Source organism: Orbaceae bacterium lpD02, assembly GCA_036251875.1.
GTDB lineage: Bacteria > Pseudomonadota > Gammaproteobacteria > Enterobacterales > Orbaceae > Orbus > Orbus sturtevantii.
In genome coordinates this window covers 1,706,165-1,720,378 of the sequence record CP133960.1, presented here as the reverse complement: position 1 = coordinate 1,720,378, position 14,214 = coordinate 1,706,165, and the positions used below count along the sequence as shown (strand labels likewise).

The 14,214-nt window shown below is 39.7% G+C and carries 12 protein-coding genes; 2 read left to right on the top strand and 10 right to left on the bottom strand.

The features are described from left to right. Nucleotides 1-109: 109 nt before the first annotated feature. The 6 genes from hypF to hypA all read right to left on the bottom strand — a co-directional run bounded on the left by hypF (nucleotide 110) and on the right by hypA (nucleotide 6,308). Nucleotides 110-2,446: a carbamoyltransferase HypF gene (gene hypF / locus RHO12_07470; GenBank protein ID WVD65229.1), complete on the bottom strand. Its 2,337-nt coding sequence runs from the start codon at nucleotides 2,444-2,446 to the stop codon at nucleotides 110-112. Between the two features lie 8 nt (nucleotides 2,447-2,454). Next, nucleotides 2,455-3,468 carry a hydrogenase expression/formation protein HypE gene (hypE, locus tag RHO12_07465; GenBank protein ID WVD65228.1) on the bottom strand — a complete coding sequence of 338 codons (1,014 nt, stop codon included), beginning with the start codon at nucleotides 3,466-3,468 and terminating at the stop codon, nucleotides 2,455-2,457. Further along, entirely contained in the window at nucleotides 3,462-4,583 is a 1,122-nt protein-coding gene (hypD, locus tag RHO12_07460) for a hydrogenase formation protein HypD (protein WVD65227.1), read from the bottom strand. The genes hypE and hypD overlap by 7 nt, the downstream gene beginning before the upstream one ends. A 7-nt stretch (nucleotides 4,584-4,590) precedes the next feature. After that, nucleotides 4,591-4,863, bottom strand: coding sequence for a HypC/HybG/HupF family hydrogenase formation chaperone (gene hypC / locus RHO12_07455; protein ID WVD65226.1), 273 nt, complete (start codon nucleotides 4,861-4,863; stop codon nucleotides 4,591-4,593). Next, the gene (gene hypB, locus RHO12_07450; GenBank protein ID WVD65225.1) at nucleotides 4,854-5,744 is read right to left on the bottom strand and encodes a hydrogenase nickel incorporation protein HypB; all 891 of its coding nucleotides are present in this window, start codon (nucleotides 5,742-5,744) and stop codon (nucleotides 4,854-4,856) included. The genes hypC and hypB overlap by 10 nt, the downstream gene beginning before the upstream one ends. Nucleotides 5,745-5,963: 219 nt before the next feature. Further along, nucleotides 5,964-6,308, bottom strand: a complete 345-nt coding sequence (gene hypA / locus RHO12_07445; protein WVD65224.1) for a hydrogenase maturation nickel metallochaperone HypA — start codon at nucleotides 6,306-6,308, stop codon at nucleotides 5,964-5,966. A gap of 170 nt (nucleotides 6,309-6,478) precedes the next feature. On the opposite strand from hypA, the gene gss reads away from it, so the two are divergent. Next, nucleotides 6,479-8,356: a bifunctional glutathionylspermidine amidase/synthase gene (gene gss, locus RHO12_07440; GenBank protein WVD65223.1), complete on the top strand. Its 1,878-nt coding sequence runs from the start codon at nucleotides 6,479-6,481 to the stop codon at nucleotides 8,354-8,356. Between the two features lie 131 nt (nucleotides 8,357-8,487). On the opposite strand, the gene proC is transcribed toward gss, so the two are convergent. Further along, nucleotides 8,488-9,279: a pyrroline-5-carboxylate reductase gene (gene proC, locus RHO12_07435; GenBank protein WVD65222.1), complete on the bottom strand. Its 792-nt coding sequence runs from the start codon at nucleotides 9,277-9,279 to the stop codon at nucleotides 8,488-8,490. A gap of 288 nt (nucleotides 9,280-9,567) precedes the next feature. On the opposite strand from proC, the gene RHO12_07430 reads away from it, so the two are divergent. Further along, on the top strand, nucleotides 9,568-10,137 hold the full coding sequence (locus RHO12_07430; GenBank protein WVD65221.1) for a DUF1439 domain-containing protein: 570 nt from the start codon (nucleotides 9,568-9,570) through the stop codon (nucleotides 10,135-10,137). 217 nt (nucleotides 10,138-10,354) lie between these two features. Here RHO12_07430 and purD read toward each other — a convergent pair whose 3' ends face one another. The 3 genes from purD to RHO12_07415 form a co-directional block, all read right to left on the bottom strand. Then, nucleotides 10,355-11,650: a phosphoribosylamine--glycine ligase gene (gene purD, locus RHO12_07425; GenBank protein WVD65220.1), complete on the bottom strand. Its 1,296-nt coding sequence runs from the start codon at nucleotides 11,648-11,650 to the stop codon at nucleotides 10,355-10,357. A gap of 49 nt (nucleotides 11,651-11,699) precedes the next feature. Then, nucleotides 11,700-13,289 carry a bifunctional phosphoribosylaminoimidazolecarboxamide formyltransferase/IMP cyclohydrolase gene (gene purH / locus RHO12_07420; GenBank protein WVD65219.1) on the bottom strand — a complete coding sequence of 530 codons (1,590 nt, stop codon included), beginning with the start codon at nucleotides 13,287-13,289 and terminating at the stop codon, nucleotides 11,700-11,702. Nucleotides 13,290-13,422: 133 nt separating this feature from the next. Then, the gene (locus RHO12_07415) at nucleotides 13,423-14,169 is read right to left on the bottom strand and encodes a carbonic anhydrase family protein (protein ID WVD65218.1); all 747 of its coding nucleotides are present in this window, start codon (nucleotides 14,167-14,169) and stop codon (nucleotides 13,423-13,425) included. Nucleotides 14,170-14,214 lie beyond the last annotated feature (45 nt).

Sequence of the window (14,214 nt, the reverse complement as noted above, 5' to 3'; positions counted from 1 at the left end):
TCTTTTTCATCAATTTTATGCCTATTATTATATTCGTAATATATCACACTCGCCGATAGCATTAAAATTATTGTCACTGCTTTTGTGATATAACCGAGATTAAACGAACTCAGCTTATTTCATCAGTATCCAACCTACTGGTTATTGGTCCTACATTTAGTGTAGCGGCAGCAATAATCGCTTGACCAAATGAGATCCCTCCATCATTACAGGGTAAATTATTCGGCAGATAAACCGTATAATCTGCTAAATATTGTAATAGCAACTTACGTAATAATTTATTTTGTAACACACCCCCACTAACCACGATAATGCGACTTTTATATCGTTGGCTGGCTATTTTGGCTAAATCAGCCATTCCCCTTGCTAGTGCGTGGTGAAATGTGTATGCCTTAGCCGTTATACTATTATTACAATTAAACCACTGTTGCCAAAAATAAGCTAAATCTAAGGTCATACTTTCATCTACCGGCATCGTTAATGCAGGAATGATTTCACCTGTGTAATTGCTGGCGATGGCTTCAAGTTTAGATGCCGCTTCTCCTTCCCAGCTCACTTTTTCGGGAGCTATACCTAATGCGCAGGCGACAGCATCAAATAGTCTCCCTGCTGATGAAGCAAGAGGGCTATTAATTTGCCGTTTGATGCCCCGCATCACTAAAGATAGAGTATTGCGGTCAATACTAGTGATGCTACTTAATTGCGGTATTTTTTGGGGCGCGAAGTTAAGACAGTGAGCTAATAAGTTTCGCCAAGGTTGATGAGCGGCTAAATCTCCGCCAGGCATTGGGGTAGCAGGCAACCCGCCTAATTTATGACATTGTCGATAGTCAAATAGTACGCATTCTCCCCCCCATAGTTCACCATTTTTACCATAGCCTAACCCATCAAGGACTAAACCGATGACTTGTGGATCATCAAGTGGATAGTTATGCTCAGCTAAACATGAGACCAGATGTGCATGATGGTGTAGTGTTGTTATAACGGGAATATTCAATTGTTGACCGAGTTGGTTGGCGTATTGATGGCTAACATAACTTGGATGGGCATCTGCTACAATGTAGCTTAAGGATGGTTGATATAAGTCGAGCCATTTTGCAACGGCCTCTTGCCACTGTTTTATTGCATTAATTGAAGTGAGATCACCTAAATGTTGGCTGACCAATGCTTTTTGTTTATTGATGAGACAGAATGTATTTTTAAGATCGGCTCCTAAAGCTAATATTGGCGGCGTATTTTTGAATACGCTCGGTAATGCTAATGTATCGGGCACGTAACCTCTAGAACGCCTAATTATTTCAATACCTTGTGGATGATGGCGAATAACTGAATCATCAGCCCGCTGAACAATCGTCCGATCATGCAAAAGCCAATAATCTGCTAATCCAGCTAATTCAGTCAACGCTTTTTGGTTATCTAAAACTGGAGGTTGATCGTTGGCATTTGCCGATGTCATCACTAGCGGTCGTGCGTATTTTTTGGCAAGTAAATGCTGTAAGGGATTAGCGGCTAGCATTAAACCAATGTCATTAAGATCAGGAAAAACAGCCTGATCAATAGGGATATCTTGCTTTGCTTGAAGTAACACAATTGGTGCCGCTATACTGGTTAAAGCGTGTTTAATGGCCGTGAAATTGGCCGAAGGATCTGCGCACACCTCTAACCAATCAATATTTGGGATCATCACCGCAAAAGGTTGATGCGGGCGGTTTTTTCGTTTACGCAGTAAATTAACCGCGCTTGCTCGCTGAGCATCGCACACCAGATGAAAGCCTCCGAGGTTTTTTATGGCTACTATTTTGCCTTGCCGTAAAAAGTTAATAACTAAATCTAAAGCCGCCTCTTCTTGAGCAAGCGATACTCCTTCGGCATTTGCGCACCATATTTTGGGACCACAAATAGGGCAAGCGGTTGGCTGAGCATGAAAGCGACGATCCGCGGGATCGTTGTACTCTTTTTGGCATTTTTCACATAGTTTAAAGCCGTGCATTGAAGTATTGGCTCTATCGTATGGAATACTGTTAATAATCGTAAACCGTGGGCCACAATGGGTGCAATTAGTAAAAGGATAGTGAAAGCGCCTATCTTTTGGATCTTCTAGCTCCAGCAAGCATTTATGGCAAGTTGCGGCATCGGGTACAATTAATGTGTCGATGACATCCAGTTGGCTAGCCATGATGGTAAAAGTCTCTGGCTGGCATTGCCAGTGATAATGATTACAGTCGATTTCATCGATTCTGGCTAGTGTGGGTAATTCGTCGGTTAAGGCTTGCAAAAACTGGTCGATATTTTTATCGTGCCAAAGCCTGATTAAAACGCCAGAGGTATCATTATAAACGTGGCCAATTAAACGATAGCGTTTAGCTAATTGCCAAACAAAGGGACGAAAGCCAACCCCTTGAACCTTGCCTTTTATGCGGATCGCAATACCATTATCAATTGCCATTGATGACCTTAACAAATACGGGGTAATGGTTCGTTATGTGGTAAATCTAATAACCGTTCAATACCATAGAGTCCTTGCAAGGTAACCTGTTTTTTGGCAACAACTTCACCGATTACGCAAGCATTAATACCGAGTGGATGGCTATGTAGTAGTTGTAGTACTCGTTGCTCACAGTCAGGCGAGACAACGATAACCACTTTACCTTCATTGGCGAAATTAAGTGGATCTAAACCTAATAATTCACATAGTCCTCTTACTGTAGGCTGCAAAGGTAGCTCGCTTTCTTTGATTTGCATCCCTAAGCCACTACCCTGCATAAATTCATGCAATACCGCATTTACGCCTCCTCGAGTTGCATCTCTTAATGCTCGTACACCTTCAATTGCATGTAGCTGACGGATTAACTGGTAAAGTGGTGCGCAGTCACTTGACAGGGCACCAATTAGGCCGAGCTTTTCCCTTATGTTTAAAATGGTGGCACCATGATCACCAACGGTGCCGCTAACAATAATCTTGTCGCCTTTTTTGATATGAGTCATACCCCAATTAACGTGAGTAGGGATCGTGCCAATTCCGGCGGTATTAATAAATATTTTATCTGCCGCGCCGTGAGGAACGACTTTGGTATCGCCGGTTATGATTGTTACACCTGCATCTTTGGCGGTTTGCGCCATGCTATTAACAATATTTTGCAAGGTATCAAGTGGTAACCCTTCCTCGATAATAAACCCGCACGATAAATAAAGTGGAATTGCGCCGCCGACAGCGAGATCATTAACCGTCCCGCATACCGCTAACTTGCCAATATCGCCACCAGGAAAAAAAATCGGATCGATAACGTAGCTATCCGTACTAAAGGCTAAACGATTACCTAATTGAGTTAATTCGGTTAGCGCTATTTTGGCCTGATCTTCATGTGTTTGTAAGAACGGATTATTAAAAGCCCGCATAAAAACCTGCTCAATCAATTGTGTTGAGGCGAGGCCGCCACCGCCATGAGCAAGCGAAATTGTTTTTAGCATATAAGGTCACCTTGTCGATATTGATAGTAAGCTGCGCAGGCTCCTTCGGATGACACCATTAAAGCGCCATAGGCCGACTGAGGCGTACATTTTTTACCGAAAAGAGGACAATTAATCGGTTTGCTACGGCCCGTTAACACGTCCCCACAACGGGCGTTAGGATCATCTTGATGCGAGTAGTGTTTAGTATTAAAACGCAATTCAGCATCAAATTCTTGATACTCTTTACTCAAACGAACGCCAGAACCTAATATTTCACCCAGCCCACGCCATTCATCATTACCTTGTAGGGTAAACACTTGTTTGATTACGGCTTGTGCAAGCAAATTACCTTGGTCAGCAACAATTCGTCGATATTGGTTTTCTACCAAGTATTGCTGCCTTATCAATTGCATTAAAATCATCACCACACTTTGCAACATGTCAACCGGTTCGAACCCACTGATGACTACCGGCTTAGCATAATTTTCACTGATGAATTGATAAGGTTTAACGCCAATTATCATACTAAGATGGCCTGGCCCTAAAAAGGCATCAATTTTGATATTTGGTAATGTTAATAGGGCTTTTAATGTTGGTATAATGGAGATGTGTTGGCACAATAAGCTAAAATTAGTTAGCTGTTGTTGCTTGGCTTGCTGTATGGTTAAAGCAATCCCTGGCATTGTTGTCTCAAAACCTAACCCAAAGAGAACGATCTGCTTTTGGGGATTACGTTTTGCTAACGTTAAGGCATCAAGAGGAGAGTAAATAATCCGAATATCGTAGCCTTGTCCCCTCGTCGCGAGTAACGAACCTTGCTGACCGGGAACTCGCATTGCATCACCGAATGTACAAAATATGACATCGGGCAGCTTGGCAATATCAATGCAAGTGTCAATCCGTCCCATTGGCAGTACGCAAACAGGGCAACCCGGTCCATGTATAAAATTGATTTCAGGCGGTAATAATCTGTCTAGGCCAAACTTGAAAATAGCGTGAGTATGGCCGCCACACACTTCCATAATATTGAGCGGTGAATCTTGGGTAAACTGAGTTTGTTTAACTAATGCATTAATTTTATTTAATAGTAATTTGACTGCATTAGGATCTCTAAATTCATCAATAAACTGCATTTCAAAGTTACTCCTTCCCTATGAATAACACACTAACATCAGGCTCTTCTTCTTGCATAGCATTAAGGATAGATAATGTGTGTTTTGCTTCATCTTCATCTAATATGCTCATCGCAAAACCAACATGCACTAAAACCCATTGACCGACTGTGATGGGGTTATTGCTATTGGCAACTAGTGAAATATCAATCTGACGGCCAATACCGTTCACTTCTGCAATTGCAATGTTAGGTGCATGATTATCGATGCTCACAATCTGGCAAGGGATCCCTATACACACTGTTGTGCCTCCAACCAAGCTAACCACTCACGGAGGCCTTCACCTGTTTTACATGACAAGCTAATGGTCGTTAAGTTGGAATTAATTTGCTTTGCATTCGCAATGCAGGCGTCAATGTCAAAATCAACATAAGGCAGCAGATCGATTTTGTTGATAATCATTAAATCGGCAGCAACAAACATATGAGGATATTTAAGCGGTTTATCATCGCCTTCGGTTACTGAAATGACGACAACTCTGTTTTTTTCACCTAAGTTAAAGCTTGCCGGGCAGACTAAATTACCCACATTCTCAATAAATAAAATACTATTATTTGTCGGCGCTAGCTCATGCAAGGCTTTATGTACCATCTCTGCATCCAAATGACAACCTTTACCCGTATTGACTTGGATAACGGCAATACCTGTCGCGCTAATTCTTTGTGCATCATTATTGGTTTGTTGATCACCTTCGATAACAAAACAGTCCGTTTTGGTTTTAATGCGGTTTAATGTTTCGGTGAGTAGGGTTGTTTTGCCAGAACCGGGGCTAGACATAAGATTTAACGTAAGAATATTATGTTCACTAAAGTGTTGGGCATTGTGTTGCGCGACATGATCATTTTTGGCTAAAACATGCTGCTCTATGGCAATTAACCGTGAGGCTTTATTCGCATTTGCTGTATCGTGTTCATGTTCATGTTCATGTTCATGTTCATGTTCATGTTCATGTTGCTTGTTGAGTCTAATTTTGCTGTCACTCTCATAATAGTGATAATGATGATGAACATCGCCTTGATGGTGGTAGTGATGCTCGATTATATAAGGTTTATTTTTATTGATATCTTTATTAGTAACATCATCGGATTGAGGTCCTGAATCACAGCCACAAGTAACACACATAGCATTGTACTCCTCATTTATTCTCTTTATCGTGTAACACACAACGATAGGCTAATTAACGGATTATTAGCTAACACGTTTATCGGTATATTTTTATGTATTGATTTAAAGAGATGATTTCATCAATTTATGGGTCTATTTGTTCTTATAAATTTTAGCTTTTATTGGGTACTTATTACTTATTACCTATTACGTAGTACCGAGTATAGCATAACAATATCAGTCAACTTGGATTTTTTTTACCCATACTTTATCGTCTGCATCGACAATAATATTACCGTTACCGCATAAATTACATTCGGGGATAAATACATTATCAATATTTATTTTTTGTTGGCAGTCATCACACCAAGCTTTAGCGGGTTGCTGATGGATATGTATTTTACAGTTTTCAGCCATTGTATCTTTACAGACGAGCTCAAAACAAAAATTAATCGCCTCAATCTCAACACATGAAAGTGCGCCAATTTCTAACCAGATGGCATTAATTCGTTTTGCCCCGATTGCTTTAGCTTTTTGCTCTACCATTTCATAAGTTTGGTAGCATAGGGTAAGCTCATGCATGGTGTATATTAATATGAGGGAATCGTTTTACTATCATACCCTTTAAGCTCGGCTATGATAATAGCAAACGCGATAAAATTGTTTAATTAATTTTCTTTAATCTAGAGTTAGATAATAAATTGGAATATGATAGTGAATTGATTTTTTTAGCATTAATGTAAGGTAACACGATGCCGGTAGATATAACTGAACAAAATGAGCCATTTGGTACTTTGCTAGGCTATGCGCCGGGCGGTGTTGCTATCTACTCTTCTGATTATAGCTCAGTAAATAAAGACGATTATCCTGATGATGCTTCTTTTCGTAGCTATATCGGTCATGAATATATGGGGTATAAGTGGCAATGCGTTGAATTTGCAAGACGATTTTTATACCTTAATTATGGCGTCGTATTTACCGATGTAGGCATGGCGCATGAAATTTTTTCGCTACGTATTTTACGTCACGTGGTTGATGAAGAGTTATTGCCTTTACAAGCGTTCGCAAATGGGGGAAAAAAAGAGCCTATAGCTGGCGCGTTATTAGTTTGGCAGGAAGCGGGGATCTTTAAACGAACCGGTCATGTCGCAATTATAACTGAAGTTTTAGCTGATAAAGTTCGGATTGTTGAACAAAATGTCTTACATACACATTTACCGGCCGGCCAGCAGTGGACGAGGGAGTTACCATTAACCTATATTAGTGGAGGGTATCAATTGCATGATACTTTTACGGATACGGTTATTTTAGGATGGATGATACAAACCGCTGATCCCACTGATAGTTTAGAGCAGCCAACAACACCGTTAGAGCTTAGACCTATTCATCAACGTCAAATACCGAATAATGGTCAATTTGCTGGTAAATGGCTTAACGAAAACGATCCGTTAGAGCAAGCTTACGTTATGGCTAGTGGTCATAATGTGAACCACGATAATCCTTATCAATATTTCACTCTCTCTGAGAGCGCGCAACAAGAGCTTATTCGGGCGACAAATGAGTTGCATCTGATGTACTTGCATGCAACTGACCGGGTATTAAAAGATGATAAATTACTACGCACTTTTAACGTACCAGAAATGCTGTGGCCACGAATCCGCCTATCGTGGAAGATGCGTCGCTATCAGATGATTACAGGCCGATTAGATTTTTGTATGGATGAACGAGGATTAAAAGTGTATGAATACAATGCTGATTCAGCATCTTGCCATACCGAAACGGGCATTATTTTACAAAAATGGGCCGCACAAGGCGGGCTAACTGCCGGAACTAACCCTGGTGATGGATTGATTGATGTGTTAACTGAAGCGTGGAAACATAGTGATGCCAAACCTTTTGTCCATATTATGCAAGATAATGATAGTGAAGAAAATTATCACGCTTTATTTATGCAAAAAGCACTCACGCAAGCCGGTTTTGAGAGTAAAATTTTGCATGGCTTAGATGATTTGCACTGGGATCGGCGGGGCCAATTAGTTGATACTGACAATAGAAGTATCAACTGTGTTTGGAAGACTTGGGCATGGGAGACAGTGATAGAGCAATTGCAGCAAGATGGTGAAACACAATTTTTTGCGCCACCAATCAGGACAGGGCATCCTGACAACCAAGTGCGTTTAATTGATGTTTTATTACGACCTGAGGTTAATGTATTTGAGCCTTTATGGACAGTTATTCCCAGTAATAAAGCCATTTTACCGGTACTTTGGTCATTATTCCCTAATCACCGTTATTTATTGGAAGCAACCTTTGAGTTAAATGACAGTTTGATTGAAAAAGGTTATGCGATTAAACCGATTGGTGGTCGCCGCGGTGATAATATCGAGTTAATCAATCATGATGAACAAGTCTTAGGTAAAACAGCAGGCAAATTTGCTCAGCAAGAGAATATTTATCAACAGCTTTGGTGTTTACCAAAGGTTGCTAATAAATATGTGCAGGTTTGTACCTTCACTGTCGGTGGGCATTATGGTGGAACGTGTCTACGCTCTGATCCATCGTTAGTGATAAAAGGTGAGAGTGATATGGAGCCATTGCGTGTGCTTAATGATGATGAATTTATTAAGTAAAATTTATTTTATATTTGAATAGTTTCGTTAAAATTTTTTCGTAACATATTATTTTAGTGTAAAAAATCAGTTCTATCTCTTTATCACAGCCCAATTTGTTGGGCTGTTTTTCATTTAAAGTCATTTTTTAGTTAATCCTTAACCTTAGCGGAAGCTTTAACGGCTTCAATAACGGCATTGCGTAAGCCAAATTTTTCTAGTTGTGCTATGCCGCGAATAGTGGTTCCTCCTGGCGAACTAACACTATCTTTAAGTTGTGCAGGTAACATATCTTGCTCTAAAAGTACACTTGCGGCGCCTAAAACAGCTTGCTTGCTAAGCAAATATGCTTCATCACGGGATAAACCAGCCAGTACGCCAGCATCGGCTAAGGCTTCAGTAAATAGTGCAACATAAGCCGGTGAGCATCCTGCAACCGTGCCACTAATCTCTAGTTTTTTTTCTTCTATTAGGATAATTTTACCAATGGCAAGAAATAGCTGTTTTACCAGCTCAAGTTGTGCTGATTTAACTTGTGCTGATGGGGTAATTGCCGTCATACCTTGGCATACCGAACTTGGAATATTTGGAATAGCACGTACAATTGGCGTGTGCGGCGGTAAGTGTTGATAGAATTGCTCTAAGGTAAACGATGATGCGACAGAAATGATAATTGTATCTGCTTTGATAGACAATTTCACTTGTTCGAGTACGTTGGGCAGTATTTGGGGAATAACGGCTAAGATTAGAATATCAACCTTGCTAGCCAATTCACTATTATCTGCGCAAAAATGGCAATCCAATTGCTGTGCAAGTTTTTGGGCTTTATTACTTGCCCCTCCACTGATGAATAAGTTGTTAGGTTCAAGGTATTGGCTTTTTAACAAACCGCTGATTAGTGCTGAACCTAAATGGCCAACGCCAATTATTCCAATCTGTTTCATGTTTTGTCTCCTATTTTGGTGTGTTTCTTGCAGTGTGCAAATTACTTACACCCTTATACTGTTATTTGTTGTTATTGATGGATTGCTATTAGGATATTTTACCTATTCGTATCGTGGGTCGCAATATTGTGTCTAAGCTATATTATTATGCAATTTTAGTGTTATCGAGGATTATTAAGATTATTTGATTTTTTATCTAAGAAGATTAACCTTATCTTTGTTATTGGTAGATATACTTTTTTAGGCTTGTATAATAGTTGATCAATTATACTATTAAGGGTGAGTTAAATGATGCGATTGAAACAATTATCACTATTTATGGCACTACTTTTACTAGCTGGGCTGCTTTCAGCCTGCCAGCAAATTGGTCAATATAGTTTATCTGAACAGGCGCTAAACAGTGCCTTACAAAAAAAACTAGCTGAATATAGCCAGAGTATTGATGCAAGTAATATGCTTAAAATGAAGTTAGATTTTAATAAACTTAACTTAAATATTGGTCAGCAACAAGCAAATCAAGTTGCAGCAAACGGTACTGCACAATTGTCGATTCAAACCCCATTGGCGACCGAAAACGTTAGCATCAAATTGCATCTGAATGCACTGCCAGAAATAAACAAACAACAAGATGCCATTTATTTAAAACAAGTTGAAATAGCCGATTATCAAATCGATTCTCGTCTCGGTTCTATCAGTTCTGGTATGTTGCTGCCATACCTTAATCAAGCATTACAGCTATATTTTGAACATAATCCTATATATCAATTAGATCAGAGTAATCAACTTGAACGTCTGGCATTCAAAAGCGTATCAAATATCAGAGTAGAGCAAGGAAAACTAGTTTTTTCTATGTTATAACAAAATCTGGCCAATTATGAGTGGGAAATTTTGTCTCTGCGGGTAGTTTATTATTGCTATATCAAGCAGTTATATACTGAGATCACTGCATATAAGGTTGATTATAAATGACATTATCGCGCTTAATCTTTTGGCTATGCAATGGACATCGGTTAACAACCGATTAGTAAACGCCTGTTTTGAGCGTTTGCTAATCGTATTGATATATTAAATTAATTTAATTTTTGCTTATTTGTTCGCGTGCTATTGCTCGATAACCAATATCATTGCGGTAGAAGCAACCATTCCAATTAATCGATTTTATTTGTTGGTAGGCGTATTGCTGAGCATCCGCGACAGAAAGCCCTAGAGTTGTAATGCATAATACTCGGCCACCGTTGGTATACACTTTATTCTCGTTAAGAACGCTGCCAGAGTGGAACACCTTACAGTCATTCTTATCATACTTAGGTAAACCCGTTATCTCATCACCTATTGTATAATCGTTTGGGTATCCGCTAGCCGCCATAACCACACCTAGTGCTGGCCTTGCATCCCAATTGGCATGAACGGTATTGAGTTTACCATCGATCGCTGCAAGGCATAGTTTGACTAAATCTGATTGTAGACGCATCATAATTGGCTGAGTTTCTGGATCGCCAAACCGGCAGTTAAATTCAATTACTTTAGGGTTACCTTGCTTGTCGATCATTAAACCCGCATATAAAAAACCAGTGTAAATATTACCTTCCGCAGCCATTCCTTCGACGGTTGGATAAATTACGTGTTCCATTACGCGTTTAAAAATATCATCGGTGATAACGGGAGCTGGGGAGTAAGCACCCATTCCTCCGGTATTTAGTCCACTATCTTTATCACCAACTCGTTTATGATCTTGACTGGTGGCCATCGGCTCTATGTGTTTACCATCAACCATGACAATAAAGCTTGCTTCTTCTCCATCAAGGTATTCTTCAATGACCACTCGATGCCCAGCATCGCCAAATGCATTACCGGCTAGCATATCGTGAACGGCATTTTCGGCCTCTTGCAATGTCATTGCAACAATAACGCCTTTACCAGCAGCGAGCCCATCAGCTTTAACTACAATTGGCGCACCTTTTTGATGTATATAGTTAATTGCCGGTTCTATTTCAGTAAAGCTTTGGTAATCAGCAGTTGGAATATTATGGCGCGCTAAAAAGTCTTTCGTAAACGCTTTCGAGCCTTCGAGCTGTGCGGCAGCTTTGGTTGGGCCGAATATTTTTAAACCTTCCTCGCGAAATCTATCTACTATGCCCATTACTAATGGAGCTTCCGGACCAACAAGGGTTAGGTCAATTTCTTCTTTTTTGGCAAAAGCAACTAAACCTTCAATATCGGTTGCATTAATAGCAATATTTTCTAAATTGTCTTCAAGTGCCGTTCCTGCATTACCAGGTGCGACAAAAATTTTTGTCGCTAGAGGCGATTGTACTACTTTCCATGCCAGAGCATGCTCTCGTCCACCGTTACCGATAATTAATACTTTCATACCAATCCTCATTTAGATAAAACGTAACTAGTTAATACTTTATTTAATATCAGTGCCGAAAATGCCTCATTCCGGTTAAGATCATGGCGATATTGTGTTCGTTAGCAGCTTGAATCACATCTTCATCTCTAATTGATCCGCCTGGATGGATAATACACGTTATACCGACGCTGGCTGCAGCGTCAACACCATCACGAAATGGAAAGAAAGCATCTGAAGCCATAACTGAGCCCGCTACTGGTAGATTCTCATCTTGCGCTTTTATTCCCGCTATCTTGGCTGAATAGACTCGGCTCATTTGTCCGGCACCGATACCAATCGTCATGTTATTTTTAGCATAAACAATGGCATTTGATTTTACAAACTTTGCTACCTTCCAACAAAATAGCGCATCGGTTAGTTCTTGCTGGGTTGGTTTGCGTTTACTTACAATGTTGAAGTCGCGCGTAGTTACCATACCTAAATCGCGTTCTTGTACTAATAAGCCACCAGTAACACGTTTAAAATCAAGAGCTGAAATGCGGTCTTGCCATTCACCGCAGACCAATACTCGAATATTCTTTTTAGCTTCAAGTATTGTAAGGGCGTCATTTTCAATTTGTGGTGCAATAATCACTTCAACAAATTGCCTCTCAATAATCGCTTTGGCTGTTTGCATATCAAGAGGGCGGTTAAAGGCAATAATGCCTCCAAATGCAGAGGTCGGATCAGTTTGATAAGCATGCAAATAAGCCTTTAATATCGAATCACTTACGGCAACACCGCATGGATTCGCATGTTTAACGATCACACAGGCCGGCTGACTAAACTCTTTCACGCATTCAAGCGCAGCATCCGTATCAGCTATGTTGTTATAAGAGAGCTCTTTTCCTTGCAGCTGCTCGGCAGTGGCAACACTTGCTTCTTTTATTTCATTATCGATATAAAAAGCCGCATTTTGGTGGCTATTTTCACCATAGCGCATATTTTGTTTTTTTGTAAATTGTAAATTCAGTGTTCTCGGAAATTCACCTGATACTTTGTCAGTTTCTCCAAAATAAGGCGGAACTAGTTTTCCAAAATAATTGGCAATCATGCCATCATATTGAGCGGTATGTTCAAAGGCTTTAATTGCAAGATTGAAACGATACTCCAATGTTAAACTATTTTGTTGGTCATCCATCATGTTAATAATTGTCTGATAATCTTTATTATCGACAACAATCGCTACATGCTGGTGATTTTTGGCAGCAGAACGGACCATCGTTGGCCCACCGATATCGATATTTTCAACTGCTTCTGCAAGTGTACAGCTTGGCTTTGCAACCGTATCAGCAAAAGGGTATAGATTAACCACAACCATATCGATTGGCTTAATGTGGTACATGGTCATGATATCATCATCGATTTGACGCCGCCCTAAAATGCCACCATGGATTTTGGGATGCAGTGTTTTAACTCGACCATCCATCATTTCTGGAAAGCCGGTATAATCAGAAACTTCAATTACTGGAATACTATTTTGTATAAGGAGCTGCGCGGTTCCGCCAGTAGATAAGAGCTCAACATTACGGTCAGACAGAGCTTTAGCGAATTCAACAATTCCTGACTTATCTGATACACTTAATAGTGCACGACAAATAGGGTGCTTTGGTTGCATGCCATTTTCTCCAGATAGACTTTGAAGGCTAGATTAGAGCCCGTAGTATACCGAATTTAGATAAAAAAGTTTAGTTATTGTCGATCAAATGCGGGAAAAAATGACCTATATCAAATAGGTCATTTTATAAGAATTACTCGTTAGATATGATTATACGCCCATTTAATGGCTGTATTGGCCGATTATTATGGTGTTTAAAAGCATGTGCAAATTTATCTATTTCTGATTTTGATAATGTCATCGGATTTTTTAGGACAATCCATGTTACACCTTCTGAACATGGCGGTGTTGTGAGTGAACCTGAAAAACGATAATAGCTTTTATCTTTTGGTAAAAAAGAGGCAATATTGATATTCTCAAAGCTGGTTGGTTTATTTTCTTGTTCGCTAAGTAATGATAGTAATTGTTCTGCTGATGTATTTTCAGTGCCTTCATCAAACATTACAGCCATAACTAATAGATCGCCATTCTCATTTGCATGTACAAAGTGACCTTCCATTGGATATGATTTGCCATTAATTTTATTTTCGCTTGGTGCATGGAAATGAAATTGTATCAGGTTGTATTTTTCACCATTAACAATAAGATAATCATTGGGATTTTTTTCTGTAATTTGGACGGTATGGCCGTTATTAACAATCGTACCAGATGTTTGGCCATAATGAGCATCTAACTCACCTATTTGCGCTTTAATGGTGCCAGTAATATCGACAGGTGATTGGTTTTTACCTAAGCTACACATTTGATATTCAGGTGATAATTGTGCCCAATTTTCAGGCAATTCACTACCCTCATATCCCCAATGAACGCCAGCTAATGCAGACGATGCAAATCCAATTGAAGCCATTAATAGTGGTATTGCTTTGATTAATGTTTTCATCTAACTTAATCCTTAAAAATTAAAAATTTTAACAAAAAATGTAAT